At 71.1% G+C, this 17,685-nt stretch carries 19 protein-coding genes; 3 read left to right on the top strand and 16 right to left on the bottom strand.

What is annotated here, in order from left to right:
• Positions 1 to 105: 105 nt before the first annotated feature.
• The 6 genes from surE to AB9M23_RS21735 form a co-directional block, all read right to left on the bottom strand.
• Positions 106 to 867, bottom strand: a complete 762-nt coding sequence (surE, locus tag AB9M23_RS21760) for a 5'/3'-nucleotidase SurE (protein ID WP_372426768.1) — start codon at positions 865 to 867, stop codon at positions 106 to 108.
• An 18-nt stretch (positions 868 to 885) separates the two neighbouring features.
• Entirely contained in the window at positions 886 to 2,292 is a 1,407-nt protein-coding gene (serS, locus tag AB9M23_RS21755; RefSeq protein WP_372426767.1) for a serine--tRNA ligase, read from the bottom strand.
• Between the two features lie 51 nt (positions 2,293 to 2,343).
• Entirely contained in the window at positions 2,344 to 3,150 is an 807-nt protein-coding gene (gene tatC, locus AB9M23_RS21750; RefSeq protein ID WP_372426766.1) for a twin-arginine translocase subunit TatC, read from the bottom strand.
• Positions 3,147 to 3,734 carry a Sec-independent protein translocase protein TatB gene (gene tatB / locus AB9M23_RS21745; RefSeq protein ID WP_372426765.1) on the bottom strand — a complete coding sequence of 196 codons (588 nt, stop codon included), beginning with the start codon at positions 3,732 to 3,734 and terminating at the stop codon, positions 3,147 to 3,149. The genes tatC and tatB overlap by 4 nt, the downstream gene beginning before the upstream one ends.
• Before the next feature lie 90 nt (positions 3,735 to 3,824).
• The gene (locus AB9M23_RS21740) at positions 3,825 to 4,070 is read right to left on the bottom strand and encodes a twin-arginine translocase TatA/TatE family subunit (protein WP_372426764.1); all 246 of its coding nucleotides are present in this window, start codon (positions 4,068 to 4,070) and stop codon (positions 3,825 to 3,827) included.
• 54 nt (positions 4,071 to 4,124) lie between these two features.
• Positions 4,125 to 5,252 (bottom strand): ABC transporter ATP-binding protein, encoded by a 1,128-nt coding sequence (locus AB9M23_RS21735; protein ID WP_372426763.1) that lies wholly within the window; start codon positions 5,250 to 5,252, stop codon positions 4,125 to 4,127.
• Between the two features lie 914 nt (positions 5,253 to 6,166).
• On the opposite strand from AB9M23_RS21735, the gene rocF reads away from it, so the two are divergent.
• The gene (gene rocF, locus AB9M23_RS21730) at positions 6,167 to 7,141 is read left to right on the top strand and encodes an arginase (RefSeq protein ID WP_372426762.1); all 975 of its coding nucleotides are present in this window, start codon (positions 6,167 to 6,169) and stop codon (positions 7,139 to 7,141) included.
• Here the strand turns inward: rocF and AB9M23_RS21725 are convergent, their stop codons facing one another.
• A complete protein-coding gene (locus tag AB9M23_RS21725; protein WP_372426770.1) occupies positions 7,142 to 8,239 on the bottom strand; it encodes a COX15/CtaA family protein in 1,098 nt (365 codons plus the stop codon).
• A 150-nt stretch (positions 8,240 to 8,389) separates the two neighbouring features.
• On the opposite strand from AB9M23_RS21725, the gene AB9M23_RS21720 reads away from it, so the two are divergent.
• Both AB9M23_RS21720 and AB9M23_RS21715 read left to right on the top strand, forming a co-directional pair.
• Positions 8,390 to 8,605, top strand: a complete 216-nt coding sequence (locus AB9M23_RS21720; RefSeq protein WP_372426761.1) for a DUF2842 domain-containing protein — start codon at positions 8,390 to 8,392, stop codon at positions 8,603 to 8,605.
• 116 nt (positions 8,606 to 8,721) lie between these two features.
• Positions 8,722 to 9,660: a metallophosphoesterase family protein gene (locus AB9M23_RS21715; protein ID WP_372426760.1), complete on the top strand. Its 939-nt coding sequence runs from the start codon at positions 8,722 to 8,724 to the stop codon at positions 9,658 to 9,660.
• A 171-nt stretch (positions 9,661 to 9,831) separates the two neighbouring features.
• On the opposite strand, the gene AB9M23_RS21710 is transcribed toward AB9M23_RS21715, so the two are convergent.
• The 9 genes from AB9M23_RS21710 to bchY all read right to left on the bottom strand — a co-directional run bounded on the left by AB9M23_RS21710 (position 9,832) and on the right by bchY (position 17,679).
• Positions 9,832 to 10,662, bottom strand: coding sequence for a helix-hairpin-helix domain-containing protein (locus AB9M23_RS21710; protein ID WP_372426759.1), 831 nt, complete (start codon positions 10,660 to 10,662; stop codon positions 9,832 to 9,834).
• Positions 10,663 to 10,692: 30 nt separating this feature from the next.
• A complete protein-coding gene (gene pufC, locus AB9M23_RS21705) occupies positions 10,693 to 11,814 on the bottom strand; it encodes a photosynthetic reaction center cytochrome PufC (protein ID WP_372426758.1) in 1,122 nt (373 codons plus the stop codon).
• Entirely contained in the window at positions 11,811 to 12,788 is a 978-nt protein-coding gene (gene pufM / locus AB9M23_RS21700) for a photosynthetic reaction center subunit M (RefSeq protein ID WP_372426757.1), read from the bottom strand. The genes pufC and pufM overlap by 4 nt, the downstream gene beginning before the upstream one ends.
• 16 nt (positions 12,789 to 12,804) lie before the next feature.
• The gene (gene pufL, locus AB9M23_RS21695) at positions 12,805 to 13,632 is read right to left on the bottom strand and encodes a photosynthetic reaction center subunit L (protein WP_372426756.1); all 828 of its coding nucleotides are present in this window, start codon (positions 13,630 to 13,632) and stop codon (positions 12,805 to 12,807) included.
• 140 nt (positions 13,633 to 13,772) lie between these two features.
• Complete coding sequence (gene pufA / locus AB9M23_RS21690) at positions 13,773 to 13,955, bottom strand: light-harvesting antenna LH1, alpha subunit (RefSeq protein WP_372426755.1); 183 nt, start codon at positions 13,953 to 13,955, stop codon at positions 13,773 to 13,775.
• 11 nt (positions 13,956 to 13,966) lie between these two features.
• Complete coding sequence (pufB, locus tag AB9M23_RS21685; protein WP_029031396.1) at positions 13,967 to 14,197, bottom strand: light-harvesting antenna LH1, beta subunit; 231 nt, start codon at positions 14,195 to 14,197, stop codon at positions 13,967 to 13,969.
• A gap of 190 nt (positions 14,198 to 14,387) precedes the next feature.
• Positions 14,388 to 14,654, bottom strand: a complete 267-nt coding sequence (locus AB9M23_RS21680) for a hypothetical protein (protein ID WP_372426753.1) — start codon at positions 14,652 to 14,654, stop codon at positions 14,388 to 14,390.
• Positions 14,651 to 16,102, bottom strand: a complete 1,452-nt coding sequence (bchZ, locus tag AB9M23_RS21675) for a chlorophyllide a reductase subunit Z (RefSeq protein ID WP_372426751.1) — start codon at positions 16,100 to 16,102, stop codon at positions 14,651 to 14,653. The genes AB9M23_RS21680 and bchZ overlap by 4 nt, the downstream gene beginning before the upstream one ends.
• On the bottom strand, positions 16,102 to 17,679 hold the full coding sequence (gene bchY, locus AB9M23_RS21670) for a chlorophyllide a reductase subunit Y (RefSeq protein WP_372426750.1): 1,578 nt from the start codon (positions 17,677 to 17,679) through the stop codon (positions 16,102 to 16,104). Before bchY ends, bchZ begins: the two co-directional genes overlap by 1 nt.
• Positions 17,680 to 17,685: the final 6 nt, after the last annotated feature.

The following is a 17,685-nucleotide window of genomic DNA, read 5'->3' as shown; positions in this document are numbered from 1 at the left end:
CGCCAAGGTGTTCGAGGCGCTGGGCGGTGCGCAGGCGGGGCAGGCCCGCGCCTGACCCACGCAGGAACTCCCGCGGCCCCGTGACGGGGCCGCGCGCGCCGTCGATCAGTCGAACAACTGCGCGAGCGCCGTCATCGTCGGTTCGTCGGTGAGATCGAGCTTGAGCGGCGTCACGGAGATGCGCCGGTTGGCAATGGCCCAGAGGTCGGAGCCGTGGCCGGGCGTGAAGGGGGCGCGGGCGAAGGCGATCCAGAAATAGGGGTTGCCGCGCCCATCGCGCCGCTCGTCGATGCTCAAGAGTTCCTGGTTGCGCAGGCCCTGGTGGGTGACGGCGACGCCCTCCACCTTCTCGGGCGCGCAATCGGGAAAGTTGATGTTGACGAGCGTGTGGCGCGGCAGATCGAGGCCGAGCACCTTGCGCACCACCTCCGCCCCGTGCGCCTCCGCGCAGCCCCACTGGATCGCCCCGCGCCCGCCGGCGCCGTAGGCCTGGGAGAGGGCGATCGAGCGCACGCCGAGCATCGTCCCCTCGATCGCCGCCGCGATCGTGCCCGAGTAGGAGACGTCCTCCGCGACGTTCTGGCCGCGGTTGACGCCCGACAGGACGAGGTCCGGCTTGCGGTCGGCCATGATGTGGCGCAGCGCCATGATCACGCAATCCGTCGGCGTGCCCTTCACCGCGAAGTGGCCCTCCGCCGTCTCGCGCAGGCGCAGCGGGTCGTTGAGCGAGAGCGAGTGCGAGACGCCGGACTGGTCGGTCTCCGGCGCCACCACCGTCACGTCGTCGGAGAGCTGCCGGGCGATCTTCTCGAGGCTCTTCAAGCCGGGTGCGTGGATGCCGTCGTCGTTGGTGCAGAGGATGCGCATGGGGGACCTTCCCGGCTCTCAGGCCTTCTCGATTCGGGTGATGCCGCCCATGTAGGGCACGAGTGCCGACGGGACCGTGACCGAGCCATCCTCGTTCTGGTAGTTCTCCATCACGGCGATCATCGCGCGGCCCACCGCCACGCCGGACCCGTTGAGGGTGTGGACGAAGTGCGGCTTGCCGTCGCGCCGGAAGCGCGCCTGCATGCGCCGGGCCTGGAAGTCCCCGCAATTCGAGCAGGACGAGATCTCGCGGTATGTGTCCTGCCCCGGCAGCCAGACCTCGATGTCGTACGTCTTGCGCGCGGAGAAGCCCATGTCGCCCGAGCACAGCGTCACCACGCGGTAGGGCAGTTCGAGCGCGCGCAGCACCGCCTCGGCGCAGCCGAGCATGCGCTCGTGCTCGTCGCTCGACTGCTCGGGCATCGTGATCGAGACGAGCTCGCACTTCCAGAACTGGTGCTGGCGCAGCATGCCGCGCGTGTCCCGCCCCGCCGCGCCCGCCTCGGCGCGGAAGGAGGGGGTGAGCGCGGTGAAGCGCAGCGGCAGCCCGTCCTCGGGGAGGATCTGCTCGCGCACGAGGTTGGTGAGGGGGACCTCGGCGGTGGGGATGAGCCAGAACTCCTCCTTCGTCGGCGCGCGCTCGATCGCGCGATCTACGACCTCGCGTAGAGTGAGCCGCCCGTCGATGAGCGCCTTCAGGTCATCTCCCGATGCGTACCCCAGAGCATCGTGCAAGAGGTCGGAGCGCGATGTCGTACGTTGAGCGAGAAACTGATCCTCGAAGAATTTCGGCAGCTGCGCGGTTCCGCGCATAGCCTCGTCGCGCACCATCAGCGGCGGCGACACCTCCGTGTAGCCGTGCTCGCGCGTGTGCAGGTCGATCATGAACTGCCCGAGCGCCCGCTCCAGCCGGGCGAGCTGGCCCTTCAGCACCACGAAGCGCGAGCCCGACAGCTTCGCCGCGGTCTCGAAGTCCATCAGCCCCATGGCCTCGCCGAGCTCGTAGTGCTCGCGCGCCGAATTCGAGCGGCGGGGCGTGCCCCAGGTGGACCGCTCGACGTTGGCGCTCTCGTCGGGGCCCTCCGGCACGTCCGCGGCGGGGAGGTTGGGGAGGCCGGCGAGCGCCGTCTCCAGCTCCTCGACGGCCTCCTTCTCGGCGGCCTCTAGGTCGCCGAGGCGCTCCTTCAGCCCCGCGACCTCGGCCATCAGCGCCTGCGCGCGCGCCTCGTCGCCCGCCTTCTTGGCGCCGCCGATCTCCTTGGAGAGGCCGTTGCGGCGCTCCTGCGCGGCCTGCGCCTCGGCGATGACGCCCTTGCGGCGGTCGTCGAGGGCGAGCAGCGCGGCGGATTGGGGCGGGAGCCCGCGCTTGCGCAGGCCCTCGTCGAAGGCGGCCGGGTTCTCGCGGATGGCGCGGATGTCGTGCATGTCTCTCGAGCCGGTGCCGGGTCTGGTGCGCGGCGCCGGATCGAGGACGCCTCACTCGTTCGCCGCGTCGCGTGCGGCCTCGGCTTCCGCACGCTTCTTCTCGGCCATCTTCACCGCGAAGATGGACAGCTCGTAGAGAAGCAGGGTCGGGATCGCAAGGGCGAACTGGCTGATGATGTCGGGGGGCGTGAACAGCGCCGCGACGATGAACACGAGCACGATCGCGTACTTGCGCTTGTCCTTGAGGTAGGCCGAATCGATGATACCGGCCCGCGCCAGCAGGGTGAGCACCACCGGCAGCTGGAAGCAGATGCCGAAGGCGAAGATCAGCGTCATGATCAGCGAGAGGTACTCGCTCACCTTGGGCAGGAACTCGATCGTCGGCACGCCCTCCGTGGCGGTCTGCTGCATGCCGACCGAGAAGGCCATCAACAGCGGCATCGCCACGAAGTAGACCACCATCGCGCCCAGCGCGAACAGGACCGGCGTCGCCACGAGGTAGGGCAGGAAGGCCTGGCGCTCGTTCTTGTAGAGGCCCGGCGCGACGAACTTGTAGATCTGCGTGGCGATGATCGGGAAGGCCAGGAAGGCGGCGCCGAAGAACGCCACCTGCAGCTGCGTGAACAGGTACTCGAGCCCGTGCGTGTAGACGAGCCGCGCGAGCTCCGGCGAGCCCACCGCGTTCACGTAGGGCTGGACGAGGATGTTGTAGATGTACTTCGCGAAGCCGAACGAGGCCGCGAACAGCACCACGAAGGCGATCATCGAGCGGATCAGGCGCTGGCGCAGCTCGATGAGGTGCTCGATCAGGGGGGCGCGCGACGCCTCGATGTCGTCGGGGTCGACCGAGATCGTCACGGCTTGACCTCTTCCTTCTCGGCCGGCGCGACGCCCGCGACGGGGATCGGCTGCGGCGCGGGAGCGGGGGCCGCGGCGGGCGCCGCCTTCGCCCCGGGATCGTCGGTCGCCACCGCGGATTTCGGAGTCGGATCCGGGCGCGCGGCCGCGGTGTCGGAGGGCTCGCCGAAGGAGACCTCGCCCTCGCGAGACCGCACGACCGAGGCTTTCGCGTCCGCGCCGCCAGCGGGGTCCCTGCCCGGCTCCTTGGCGAGGTTCGGCCCCGCCGTGCCGGGCCTGCTCGCCGCCGGCTTGGCTGGGCTGCCGCCCTCCACCGCCCGCTTGAGCTCGTCGCGCGCCGCCTTGGCCGGGTCGAGCCCCGCCTTCGCGGCACGTCCCATGCCCTCGACCTCCTTGCGGACCTGGTCGAGCTCCGCCTCGCGGATCGCCTGGTTGAACTGGCCCTGGAACTCGGACGCCATGCGGCGCACCTTGCCGACCACCTGGCCGAGGGCGCGCAGGGTGCGGGGCAGGTCCTTGGGGCCGATCACGATCAGCGCCACCGCGCCGACCAGCAGCATCTCGCCCCAGCTCAGATCGAACATGGCACCCTCGAGCCTCGCAGTCGCGGCACGCACGGGCCCGCGTCATGCGGCACGCCCCGCTCCCGGCGGGCGGAGCGTCCGGCGCGGCCCTCAGCCGGCCTTGTTGGCGTTCGCGTTCTGGGCGCTCGGCGCCGCATGGCCCGGCTGATGCTCGATGGAGCGCGCGGGCTCCTTGGCTTCCGCGCGGGCCGCCTCGCTCTCGTCCTCGGACATGCCCTTCTTGAAGGCCTTGATGCCCTGGGCGACGTCGCCCATCATCGCAGAGATCTTGCCGCGCCCGAACAGGAGCACGACGAGCAGGCCGACGACGATGATTTGCCACAAGCTCGGGGTCATGAGCGTTTCCTCCAGCGCCGGCCCGCGGCGCCACCTAATCCAACCGCGCCCAACCTAGTGGCGGGCCGTGGCGAAAACAAGAACTTCGGCCGGGTCGACGTCGATTCCCACGTCCTCCCCCTCCCCCGGTTCCCAGCTCTCGCGGCAGCGCGCCTGCAAGGGCGCGTCGAGGCCCTGGACGGCCACGTGGACGAGGTCGACCTCGCCGAGGAAGCGGCGCGCGACGATCCGTCCCGGAAGGCAGAAGCCGGGCGCCCGCAGCCGGATCGCCTGCGGGCGCACGCACACGATGGCCCCCTCCCCCTCCGTCAGGCCGGGCGCGGGGAAGGCGCCGAGCGGCGTCTCGACCCGCCCGCGCCGCACCGTGCCTTCGACCTCGTTGAAGTCGCAGAAGAAGCGCGCCGCGAACAGGTCCGCCGGCCGGCGGTAGATCGCCTCGGCCGGTCCCTCCTGCACCACGCGGCCCGCGCGCATCAGCACGATGCGATCGGCGATGCGCATCGCCTCCTCCGGGTCGTGGGTGACGACGATGGTGGTGGCCCCGGTCTCGCGCAGGATCGCCACCGTCTCCTCGCGGATGCGGTCGCGCAGGCGCCGGTCGAGGTTGGAGAACGGCTCGTCCATCAAGAGCACGCCCGGACGCGGCGCGATGGCGCGGGCGAGGGCGACGCGCTGCTGCTCGCCGCCCGAGAGCACGTGGGGGTGCTCGCCCGCAAGCCGCTCGAGCCCCACCCGCGAGAGCGCCCGCGAGGCTGCGGCCAGCGCGTCGACCCTGGGCAGGGCCTTGAGGCCGAACAGCACGTTGTCGAGGATCGTCATGTGCGGGAAGAGCGCGTAGTCCTGGAACATCAGGCCCACGCCCCGCGCCTCCGGCGGCACCCAGGTCGCCTCGCCGCTGACCTCCCGCCCGTCGAGCAGCACGCGCCCTCGCGTGGGCCGCTCGATGCCGGCGGCGACCCGCAGCAGCGTCGTCTTGCCGCAGCCGGAATGGCCGAGCAGGCAGACGAGCTCGCCCGGCTCGACGCTGAGGCTCACGCCGTCGAGGGCGCGGGTGACGCCGTAGTCGACGTGCACGTCCTCGAACGCCACCTGCGCCGGGATCGCCGCGCCCGCGGTCCCACGCTGCCCGAAGCGCCCGAAGCTCAGGCGATCGGCGAGGGCGGCGGTGCGGGACGGCTTCATGCGGTGCGGGTCGGTTGGAGGGCGGGTGGTGGACGCTATGTGCGTCATCGCCGGGCGTTTGTCGACGGGGTGGACGAGCGCAGGATCGCCAAACACATCGCGGCAACGCGCCAGCCCTGCGCAGCTCGGATCATTCAACAGTGGCGACGGGAAGCGATACATAGATGCAAGCCGCCGAGGGTCTCCCCTCCCCTCGTGGGGAGGGGCCGGGGTGGGGGGCGTGCAGGATGATGCGCTCGCGCCGATGCCGAGGGGGCTGCCGGCCACGAGCTCGCAACGGGGCGAGGACCTTCTGCCGACGGCGAGGTAGGAGCGGTACATTCGCGTCGAGGGGGTTCTGCACGCCCCCCACCCCCGCCCCTCTCCCTCGTGGCTAGTCGATGCACACATCTCCTGAGCCTGGCCCGGCCCTTGACGACCTGCGCCGGGGAGATTGCCGCAGGACGTCGGCACCCCCTGTCCTTCCCTGTAGGGGAAGGTGGCTCGCCGCGCAGCGGCGAGACGGATGGGGCGCGCGGCACGCGCGTTCGGCGAAGCCGAAGAGCGACGGCGGCAGCGGATACGGTGGCTTCCGCTTCGCGGAACGCGTCGCTACGCGCCGCGCCCCATCCGTCACCGCGCTGCGCGCGGCGCCACCTTCCCCTACAGGGAAGGACGACGCTTCTACCACGCGTCGCAGGATCCATGCTTCGGCGCGATGAGCCGCAGATGTGTGAATCGACTAGCCCTCGTGGTGAGGAGAGACGGTCGGCGCACGGCATTCACCTCAAGGGAGATTTCCGACGGATGCCGATCTTCGTCTCGTATCCACGATGGAGGGAGCACGACGCCGGTGGCGCTCGCGGCGCAAGGCGGATATCACACCGACGGCGGCGCGGGCGTGGCTCGTCGCCAGCACCATTCGGAGCAAGGTCATGATCCAGGCGCTCGGCGCGAGCGGGGCCGCCCGCACGGAGATCACCCTCGTCGGCGTGCCGATGGAGGCGGGGGCGGGCGTGCGCGGCTGCTCGATGGGGCCGGCCGCCTATCGGGCCGCGGGGCTCGTCGAGGCGCTGCGCGATCTCGGCCACGGCGTGCGCGACGACGGCGACATCCCCCCGCCGCGCCCGGTCGGCGGGGAGACGGCGCTCAAGCCGCTCGTCGAGACCTGCCGCAACGCGCGCGAGGTGGCCGGCTGGACGCGCGCGATCCACGACCGCGGCTACGCGCTGATGAAGCGCGGCGGCGTTCCCGTGTTCCTCGGCGGCGACCACGCGCTGGCGATGGGCTCGATCGCGGCGGCGGCGCGCATCGCGCAGGAGGAGGGGCGCGACCTCGTCGTGCTGTGGCTCGACGCGCACGCGGACTTCAACACGCCCGAGACCTCGCCGTCGGGCAACATGCACGGCATGTCGCTCGCCTACCTCACCGGCGAGCCGTCGCTCGCGCCGCTCATGGACGACATCACGACGGTCGATCCGACGCGGGTCCACATCTTCGGCCTGCGCTCGATCGACGCCAAGGAACGGCGGATCGTCGACGCGAAGGGCGTCACCGTCTCGGACATGCGCGTCATCGACGAGTTCGGCGCGGCCGCGCTGATGCGCGACTTCCTGGCGAGCCTCGATCCGGCGCGCACCCACCTGCACGTCTCGCTCGACGTCGACTTCCTCGACCCCGATCTGGCACCGGGCGTCGGCACCACCGTGCCGGGGGGCGCGACCTATCGCGAGGCGCATCTCGTGATGGAGCTGATCAACGAGAGCGGGCTCCTGCGCTCGGTCGACCTCGTCGAGCTCAACCCCTACCTCGACGACCGCGGCAAGAGCGCGCGGCTGATGACGGAGCTCGCGGCGAGCCTGTTCGGGCGCACGATCCTCGACCGCAAGCCCTCACGCCCGCCCGCCTGATCAGGCGCGCGCGGCCGGAGCGTCGCGGGCGGCGCGCAGGTGCACGACCGCCATGACGAGGATGAGCATCGCCAGTACCTGGTGCGCGAGGCCGGCCCAGAGCGGCACGACGAGGAGCAGCGTCACGACGCCGAGCGCCGCCTGCGCGGTCGTCAGCCCCGCGAGCGCCACCGCCCGCCTCGCCGCCGCCCCGCCGGGGTCCGCCCGCCAGGCGGCGAGCGCGTGCCAGACCGCGAAGGCGAGAAGTGCGTAGGCGACGAGGCGGTGGTTGAGCTGCACCAGCGCGACGTTGTCGACGAAGTTCTCGACGAAGGGTTCGACCGCGAACAGGGTGGCGAGCGAGGGGGCGAAGCCCCCGTCCATCAGCGGCCAGGTGTTGAAGGTGAAGCCCGCCCGCGAGCCGGCGACGAGGCCGCCGAGCGCGATCTGGAAGACCAGCAGCGCGACGAGGATCCGCGCGCCCCGCGCCACCGCGGGCGCGACCGGCGCGCGCTCGCGTACCGAGAGCCCCGTTGCGACCCAAGCCAGGAGCCCGAGGATGAGGGTCGCGATGGTGAGGTGCGTGGTGAGCTTGATCGGCGCAACCGCCGTCATGCCGGGTTCGAGGCCGGACGCCACCATGATCCAGCCCACCGTCGCCTGCAGGCCGCCGAGCGCGCCGATGAACAGCAGCCCCGCGGCGAGGCGCGTCGATACCGCGCCCTTCAGCCAGAAGAAGACGAGCGGAATGAAGAACACCAGCCCGAGCAGCCGCCCGAGCTGGCGATGGCCCCACTCCCACCAGTAGATCACCTGGAACTCGGCCAGGCTCATGCCGGCGTTGAGCAGGCGGTACTGGTCGATCTGCCGGTACTTCTCGAACTCGGCCAGCCACGCGGCCTGCGAGAGCGGCGGGATCGCGCCGGTCACGGGCTTCCACTCGGTGATCGAGAGGCCCGAGCCCGTCAGCCGGGTCGCGCCGCCGACCGCCACCATGGCGATCACGAGCAGAACCAACGTCCACACCCAGGTCCGCACCGCGGCGGCGAGGCGGGGGCTCGCCGCCGCGCCGGCGGGCTCCCCGGTGGATCGGCTCGTCTCTACCGCCAGCGTGCTCATCGCCATCCGTCGCTCGTTCGAACGCGCGCGGCCCGCGTCAGTCCGCGCGCTTGATCCCTCGGCTCGCGGCGGACATAGAGGCTCGAACGCCGCCCCGCCAGACCCCGCATCGCCGCACCCGCGACGGGACCGGCCCTTCGGAAGCCACTCATGACCCAGCGCACGCGCAAGCTCGTCGGCACGATCGTCATCATTCTCTTCGTGATGGTCTACGGTCCGATCGCCATGACGCTCGCCGACAGCCGCATCGCGGAACTGCCCGGCATCGCGCAGGCGCTGGCCTACATGGTGCTCGGCCTCGTCTGGGTCGTGCCCGTCCTGCCCCTGATCAAGTGGATGCAGAAGCCCGACCCCGACCAGGCCTGACCGACGCACCACGAGATTGCGCGGGGAGCCGGTTCGCACCTCCCGACGAGGGTCGAGGTTGACCTTCGGGCCGCGAGGGGCGAACTCTCCCGCGCGCGGAGACGTTTCGATACCCGATGTTCCGGATCGCCCACCTCACGGACCCCCATGTCGGTCCCCTGCCCCGCCCCCGGCTCCGGGAGCTGCTGAACAAGCGGCTCACCGGCTTCTTCAACTGGCACTCGGGGCGCACGAAGGCACACGACATGGAGCTGCTCGCCGCGCTCGTGTCGGACATGCACGAGCAGGAGCCTCACCACATCGCCTGCACGGGCGACGTCGCCAACATCGGCCTGCCCGAGGAATGGTCGACGGCGCGCGTCTTCCTGGAGGGGCTCGGTCCGCCGGACCGGGTGAGCTTCGTGCCGGGCAACCACGACGCCTACATCGAGGGCGCGCTCGAGGGTCTGCTCGCGGTCTGCGGGCCGTGGACGGAGGACGACGACGGGGCGCTGGGCACGTTTCCCTACGTGCGCCGGCGCGGGCACGTGGCACTCGTCGGCCTGTCCTCGGCGATCCCCACCGCCCCCTTCGTCGCGAGCGGACGCATGGGCCGGCGCCAGATGGAGGCCACCGAGCGGATCCTCGCGCAACTCGGCGCGGAGAGCTTCGTGCGCGTGGTGATGATCCACCACCCGCCCCACGTGGCCGGCGCCTCGGCCGGCCGCAACCTCACCGACGCCAAGCGCTTCGAGGCGATGATCGCCCGCACCGGCGCCGAGCTCGTGCTGCACGGCCACAACCACATCGGCTCGGTCGCGACCATACCCGGGCCGCACGGTCCCGTGCCGGTGGTCGGCGCGCCGTCGGCCTCCTCGCGCGGCGGCACGATCACGCACCGCGCCGCCTACTACCTGTTCGACATCGACGAGGAGGAGAGCGAGGCGCCGCGTATCCGCGCGCAGCTGCGCGGCCTCAAGCCGGACGGCACGATCGGCTTCCTGGAGGAGGTCTCGCTCACCGAGAAGTCCGGCGGCATCAAGGTGACCTTCCGCCCGGAGCGTCGCGCCCGGTAGAGCGCTCCTCCTCTATCGGGGGAGGTGGTTCGGCGGCGCAGCCGACGAGACCGAGGGGTGCGCCGGCAGGTGGTCCGGCGGAGCGGTGATTCGACACGTCGAGCCGCGGGACCCCGCCCCTGATCCGCTGACGCGGATCGTCCCCGCCCCGATGGGGCGGGACGGGCGCCGTCAGGCGGGCGCGTTCTGCTCCGCCGGCCGGTCCGCCGAGATCCCGGCGAGCGTGCGGGCCTGGGCGACCCAGCGCTCGCGCTCGATCCGGCCGGGAAACGCGAGGTAGGTGCCGACCCAACGCACCTGCGCCTCGTCCCACGCGGCGATCTGGTCGAAGTGATGAATGCCGAGCGCGTTGAGCTTCTTCTCGTTGGCAGGGCCGATGCCGTTGATCCGCTTGAGATCGTCGGCCGTTCCCCGGGGGGCGTCGAGCGTCGGCGGGCGCGTGCCGACCGTGTCGGCCTGCACCTCGGCAGCCCCCGCCGCCGGCACCGGCGCGGCGGCGGGCGTCTCGGCGGGCGTCTCGGCGGGCGGGGCCGCGGGTGCGGCGTGCGCGATCGACGCGGCGATCGGCACGACGTCGACGGATTCCGTCGCGGCGGCCTCCCGCGACGGCTCGGCAGGGGGCGACGAAGGAACCGGCGCCGGCGCGGCCTCGGCCGGCGCCGTTTCGGTGCGCACGGGGTGGAACGGCAGGATCGCGGCCGGCATCTCGGGCGAGCCCGGCCCCTCCGGACCGGCGAGCACGTAGGAGCCGAGACGCGCCCCCTCCCCCGCGCTCCGCCCGTCCCGGGAGAGGTTCTCCCCGTCGAGGGAGAGATCGCGCCACATCACGTAGTCGACGACGCCGACGGCGACCGCCCCCATCACGAGGACGAGGAGCCCCGCCCCGAGGTCGCCGAGCCCGGCGACGATGCTCGCCGCGGCCACGTAGGCGAGCATCGCGAAGACCGCGGCGGCGGCACCCTTCGGCAGCTTTCCGCCGCTGTCGACGATGGTCATGATCATGCCGCGGTCCCCCTTCTCGTGCGTCGTCGCTCACTGGCTGGTCGCGGGCGCCGCCTCTCCGCCGGTTCCGTCCGCGGCGGGCATGGCCATCGGCGGGTCCTGCATCTCCGGCGGGCCGTAGGCCGCGAGCGAGGGATAGTCGCCGATCATCGAGTAGCCGTACAGGGGCTTGTAGGCACCCTGGTGGCACGTCGCGCAGTTCACCTTGGGCGCGTCCCCGGTCGGTCCGAGCCGGATCGCCGGGTACTCCGGCTGGAGCGGCTCGAGGTAGGTCTCGTTGAGCGAGGAGACCATCCGCAGCCCGTGCCAGGCGTTGGTGCGCTGCGGCGGGCTCTGCTCCCAGTCCGAGAACGATCGGCTATTGTGGCAGAAGGTGCAGTTCACCCCCAGCGACGTCGACATGTGCATCATGAGCGAATAGGTCCACTCGGTCTGCTTGATCGACGTGCGGTTGCCGGTGGGCAGGGCGGTGTCGCCCGCCACCCGGATGTTGGCCGGCTCCGCCTCCAGGTAGGGCGAGAACGGGTCGAGCGGCAGCGACGCGAGCCCCGCCGCGGGCGCCGCGATGTTCTGACCGGCGGGGTTGCCCACGATGCCGGTGCCGCGCCACTGGCCCGGATCCGCGAACCAGATCTCCGCCGGCACGGGCTGGCCGCGATGGCAGGTGTAGCAGGTCACGCCGGTGTCGCCGACGTGCGCATCCCACTCCTGGTTGACGGTCATGTTCATCGTGATCATGCGCCGCGCCACGCGCTTGGTGTAGAGGCTGTCGGACGACAGCTCCTCACCCTCCGCGTGGCAGTACAGGCAGCCCTGCTCCTCGGGCGCGACCCAGCTCGTGATCGCGACCATCAGCCGGTTGAAGTCGGCGATGTCGAGATGGCCGAGGACCTGGACGTTCTCGTAGAACTCCGAGGCGGGGATGCCGAAGGGCTCGTCAACCGGCTCGGGCTCGGGAAACTGGGTCTGCGCGACCTGGTTGGCGAGGGCCACCTGGTTGTAGACCTGCACCATGCCGTTGCCGCGATAGCCGGTCTGGACGGACTCGGTGTCGGGCCATTCGAAGGTGGAGACGATCCCGACGCCGACCACGGCGGCGACAGCGCCTCCGAGGCCGAGCCAGAAGTTGCTCCATGCGGTCTTGTCGTTCATTGCGCACCTCCGATCAGGCTCGCCGGGTCGGGCAGGACGGGATAGGCCACCGGGGTCGGCGGCGCGACGCCGTGCTTCACGGCCCACAGGTACCAGTTGTCGACGACCGTGCCCGTGAGCAGGATGCCGATGCCGCCGGTGATCGGCGTGAGGACGGCGAACCACCAGGCCCAGCGATGGATCGACTCGGCGGTGGCGCAGAAGCCCATGGTCCAGCGCCAGAACAGGCCGCCGCGCTCGAAGGCGGTGCCGCGGTCGACGATCTGCTCGACCTCGTGCTCCGCGCCGTAGCGCGTCGTCGCGAGCACGGTGGCGCCGTGCATGGCGAAGAGCAGCGTCGAGCCGTAGAGGAACACGATCGAGAGCGCGTGGAACGGGTTGTAGAACAGGTTCCCGTAGCGGATCGAGAAGGCGGCGGTCCAATCGAGGTGCGGGAAGATGCCGAAGGGCACCGCCTCGCCCCAGGAGCCCATCATGATCGGGCGGATGAAGCCGAGCACGAGGTAGAGCCAGATCGCCGCCGCGAAGGCCCAGGCGATGTGCGTGCCCATGCCGAGCATGCGCGCGCGCCGGTAGACGCGCAGCCACCAGAGCAGGATCGAGGCGGTGAGGAAGAAGCCCGCGAGCAGCCACCACCCGCCTTCGTTGAGCGGCGGCAGCGACAGGCCGTAGGCAGGCGGCGGCGGCTCGAGGGCGAGCCAGGGCAGTTGCCGCACGAACTCGATCGGATCCCAGTTCACCGAGGCCCACATGTTGAGCCCGATGATCTCGATGGCGATGAAGCCGCACAGGAGCGAGGCGAGTCCGAGCCAGCCGAGGTAGACCGGCCCCACCTGCGCGTCGCCGATGCGCCCGAGCAGGTGGACGAAGCCCGGCTTGTTCGACCGGACCCACGGCCCCCGCGCGATCGGCACGCCCGCGTAGGCGGGGCCGCGCACCTGGACCTGTGTGAAGATGTTCTGATAGTCGGCCATGTCGCGACCTCCTCGCTCAGGACCAGATCGGAAGGTTGAGCCACCAGCCCCACCATTCCGGCCAGCCGCGGCTCCAGAAGGGGCCGGAGATGATGATGCACACCGCGCTCCAGAATCCGGCGGAGAGCGCCAGGAAGAGGCCGAGGCGATGGATGCCCAGCGTCCCGATCGACCAGCCGATGATGTCGCGGAAGTAGGTGTTCTCGTGCTCGGCCGTCTTCACCACCCGGTCGTTCTTGGGGGGGTTCGCCGCCGAGAGGACCAGGCCGCCATGCATGGAGAGCGCGAGCGTCGTCGTGAAGAAGAACGTCACGGCGATCATGTGCGCGGGATTGTAGTGGAAGTGCAGGTATTGGTAGCCGACGTTCGACACCCAATCGAGATGGCTGAAAATACCGTAAGGGAAGCCATGGCCCCAGGCGCCCATCAGCACCGGCCGGATCACGACGAGGGAGATGTAGGCGAAGACGGCGACGGAGAAGGCGACCGGCACGTGGTAGCCCATGCCGAGCTTGCGTGCGATCTCGGCCTGCCGGCCGACCCAGGACCCGAACGCGCCGATCGCGCAGATGGTGATGAGCTGCCAGAGCCCGCCCTCCTTCAAGGGAGCGAAGCCGAGGCCGTAGCTGAGGTCCGGCGGATCGATCGAGATCTGCCAGATGTTCCAGGTGGGACCGATCGCGGCGCCGTAGACGATCAGCCCGGTGCCGAGAACGGAGAAGAATATCGTCGTGACGCCGAAGAAGCCCACGTAGAACGGACCGACCCAGAAATCGAAGAGATCTCCCCCGATCAGGGTCCCGCCACGGACGCGATACTTCTTCTCGAAGCTGAGCATGGACATTTTGGTGATCCCCCATCGTGGGAGCGTGCGAGCATGTGGCACCGCTGCGCGACGGCGCGCGGGTTCAGCGAACGGGGCGGGATCGCGGGGCGACCCCGTCCCGTTCGCGACGGCTCAGGGAGCGGCTCCCTCGCCCGGCATCAGCCGGGCATCGGGGAGTTCTGGGGCATCTCCAGCATCACCGCCGCCCGCGGTCCCTCGAGCCAGTTGAACCGGTCGGTGGACAGCAGGATGAAGTGGATCAGGAGCGCCAGGGTGAAGAGGAACGTGAACAGCGCGATCAGCGTGCGACGCGGATCGAACAGCAGCCAAACTCGCCACATGATGGACCTCCTTACCCGATCATCGGGGTGATGGACGCGACGAGCTGCGTCGCGCCGTCGAGCGCGGCATAGCCGTCCGCGCCGGGGAGCCAGGGACGCCACATCCACGCGAGGATGTGGGCGATCAGGGCGATCACGGTGAAGGCGATGAAGCTCGACATGAAGATCGAGTGGAATTCCTTCGCTTCGCCTTCCGTGAGGCCCGTGAGCGTGCCCCTGACGGGTGTCGTCGACTCTGCCATTGTTACCTCCTGGTCATGAGTCTTCGGCTTCGGCCGCGATCAGTCCCCGCGGCCCTGGACGCCGCGGGGCACCCCGCGGCAGGCCTCCGTCGGCGTCGCGAGACGTCGGCGGAATTCTTGCGGCCGGTGCGCGGGCCGCCCGACGTCGTCCGTCGGGCCGGGCGCGCCGGCCTGGATGAATCGCGGCGCGTCAGCCCATGAAGGCCAGCGGGACGGCGCGGCAGGCGGCGGCCTTCGCCTCCTCCCACACCGAGCCGCGTCGCGCGGGTCCGCCGGCCGCGGCGGCCCCGCGGGGGGCGAGCCGGGAGACGATCTCGATGACCAGGAAGACGGGGAGCAGCCCGGCCAGGATCAGCCGGTACTCCAGCGCGTCGCCCTTGCGGGCCGCCAGGACCTCGCGGCGCGCCGCATCGGAGGCCTGATGGGCGTGGGTGTCGATCGTGGGCGTCATCGTCATGCGAGCTCCCCTTCTCCGAGACGGGCATGGGCGTGGGCCAGCCTCTCGGTGGTGACGGTGTCCTCGCCCGCGCGGCGGGCGTCGCGCTCGGCACGGTCGCGCAGCCGCTTGGCCGCCGAGATGCGCACGAGCACGGGATGATCCTCGACGAGCCGGTCGAGCATCTGCTTGGCCTCGCGCTCCCAGGGGAGCGGGCGCTCGAGCCGCGAGGGCGTGGCCTCGACGCGGTCGAGGTCCTGGCCGAGCGGCAGGATGTGGAAGAGCGCGTCGAAGAGCGCGTTGCAGACCTCCTGCACGAGGTAGGTCGCGCCCGCGTAGCCCATGAACGGCGTGCCCGTGTGCCGGCGCACGATGGCGCCCGGGAAGCTCGCGGGGATGAAGGCCGCGCGCCCGCCCTTCTCGGCGAGGTACATGCGCTCATTGTAGGAGCCGAGCATCACCAGCGGCGGCTTCTCGTGGCAGAGGCGCCGCACCTCGGCGTTGTCGGTCTTTCCGCCGGGCTTGCGCTCCACCGCGAAGGCGCAGGGCAGGCCCATCTCGTCCTCGAGGAAGCGGCGGATGCCGCGCGCGTAGGTCTCGTTGGCGACGATCGCGAAGGACGCGGTGGCGAAGAAGTCCTGCGTCACCGAGCGCCAGAGGTCCCAGATCGGCTTGATCGTGGTGTGCTTCTCGCGCGCGATGAACGGCTCCGGGTCGAGGCCGAGCTGCTCGCCCAGGGCCCGAAGGAAAGCGGTCGTGGCGTTGAGCCCGATCGGGGCCATCAGCCAGGGCCGCTCCAGCGCCTCGCAGAGCAGCCGCCCGTACTCGCGGTGCAGGCAGACATTGACCTGCGCCTCGGAGAGCTTGGGAACGTCGGCCACGTGGGAGCCGAGCGGGAAGGTCATGGCGACCTCCGCCCCGATGCCCTCGATCAGCCGGCGGATCTCGGCGAGGTCCGACCAGGTGTTGAAGGTGCCGTAGATCGGCCCGACGATGTTGACCTTGGGCTTCTGGCCCTCCGCCACCGGCTTGGCCGGCTTGACCTTCTTCGGCCCGAACTCGCGCCAGAGCCAGAGCATGGCGCGGTTGGCGCTCTGCCACTGGTCCTCGTCGATCGTGCGCGGCAGGAAGCGCTTGATGTTGGTGCCTTCCGGCGTGACGCCGCCGCCGATCATCTCGGCGATCGAGCCCGTGACGACGACCGCGGGCAGGTCCGGATCGAGCGTCTCGTGGGCGCGGCGCATGGCGCCCTCGGTACCCGTCTGGCCGAGCTCCTCCTCGGCGAGCCCGGTGACGACGACCGGCAGCTCGTGCGGGGGCAGCGCGTCGGTGTAGTGCAGCACCGCGGTGACGGGCAGGTTCTCGCAGCCCACCGGGCCGTCGACGATGACCTGCAGGCCCTTGATCGCCGTGAAGACGTAGACGGAGCCCCAGTAGCCGCCGGCGCGGTCGTGATCGAGGACGAGCATCAGATCATCTCCCCGGTCGGTGCTTCGGCCTTGGCGCGCTGGCGCTGGAGCGCCTCGCGCTGCTTGGCGTAGCGCTCGCGGTAGCCGGGCCGCGAGATCGGCTCGCCCTCCCAGATCCCCGCGGTGTCGCCCTCGCCCACGCCCTCGAAGAAGGCCTTCATGCCGTCCATGCGGCTCTTGCCGGCGATGGCGGCGTTGACGACCTGGGCGAGCGAGCCCGCGCCGGCGGCGCCCATGAGCGGGCGCGCGGAGATGAGGTTCGTGAAGTAGAGGGCCGGGATTCCCGCGGCCTTCGCCTTCTGCACGACCGGCGTGGTGCCCACCGCGAGGTCGGGGCGGTGGTAGTGCATCGCCGCCAGATCGTCCTCGAGCGAGGCGCGGAAGCGTACCGTCACGCCGCGGGCCTCGAGCCAGGCGCGGTCCGCCTCCGCCCACTTCGTCCTGGGGCAGGCGGTGCCGACGTAGGGGACCTCGGCGCCGCTCTCGATGAGAAGGCGCGCCACCAGCAGCTCCGAGCCCTCGTAGCCCGAGAGCGTGATCTTGCCCGCGATCGGCTTCGACGCGAGGGCCGCCTCGACGGCGCCCAGCGCGGCCGCCTTCGCCGCCTCGATCCGCTCGGGATCGACGCCGGCCGCCTTGCCCACCGCCTCGAGCCAGGCCGCGGTACCCTCGCGCCCGACCGGCGCCGAGCCGACGACCGGGCGGCCCGCCGCCTCGAGCTCGCGGATCGAGGCCGTGTAGAACGGGTGGATCGCCGCCACCGCCACGCAGTCGAGGGCGGCGTACAGCTCGCGCCACTCGCGGGTGGGGACGACCGGGCCGGCGGCGAGACCCATCGGAGCCAGCAGCCCGTCGATCGTGACGGGATCGACCGGGAACATCTCGCCGAGCAGCGTCACCGTCGGGCGCTCGGAGCGGCCGCCGCGGGGCGCCTGGACAGGGCCGTGCTCGGCCTCGGAGCGGGCGAACTTCAGCATCGCGCCGGCCAGCACGTCCTTGGCCTCCGCGTGCGTCGGCACGCCGAAGCCCGGCACGTCGATGCCGATGATGCGCACCCCGTTGATCGTGTCCGGCAGGAGCCGCAGCGGCACGCCGGACGCGGTGGGGACGCACAGATTGGTGACGACGATCGTGTCGTAGAGCGCCGGGTCCGCCATGTCGTGCACGGCGTCGCGGATGTCCTCGAAGAGCTTGCCGGTGACGAGCGTCTCGGAGTTGAAGGGCACGTAGCCGACCGTGCGCTTCGCGCCGTAGAAGTGCGAGGTGAAGGTCAGGCCGTAGACGCAGCAGGCCGAGCCCGAGAGGATGGTTGCCGTGCGGCGCATGCGCAGGCCCACCCGCAACGAGCCGAAGGCCGGGCACATCGACTGCGGCTGGTCGTGCGGGCCCTTGGGGTAATCCTGCGCGTATTGCTCGAGCGTCTCGTTCAGCCCGGCGGCGCGGGCGGCGGCGCGCATCGTCTCGGCGCCGCCGTGGCAGCCGGAGGCAGCGGCCTGCGGCTCGGGCTTCGGCGCGGGCCGGTCGGCGGTCGCGATCAGCGTCGTCGTCCTGCGCGGAGTGTCGGTGATGGTCGTCATGCCGCT

It is taken from the genome of Salinarimonas chemoclinalis, from assembly GCF_041514305.1.
Taxonomy (GTDB): Bacteria; Pseudomonadota; Alphaproteobacteria; order Rhizobiales; family Beijerinckiaceae; genus Salinarimonas; species Salinarimonas chemoclinalis.
The sequence above is the reverse complement of the archived record's forward strand: the minus strand, read 5'-3'. Positions and strand labels throughout refer to the sequence as shown.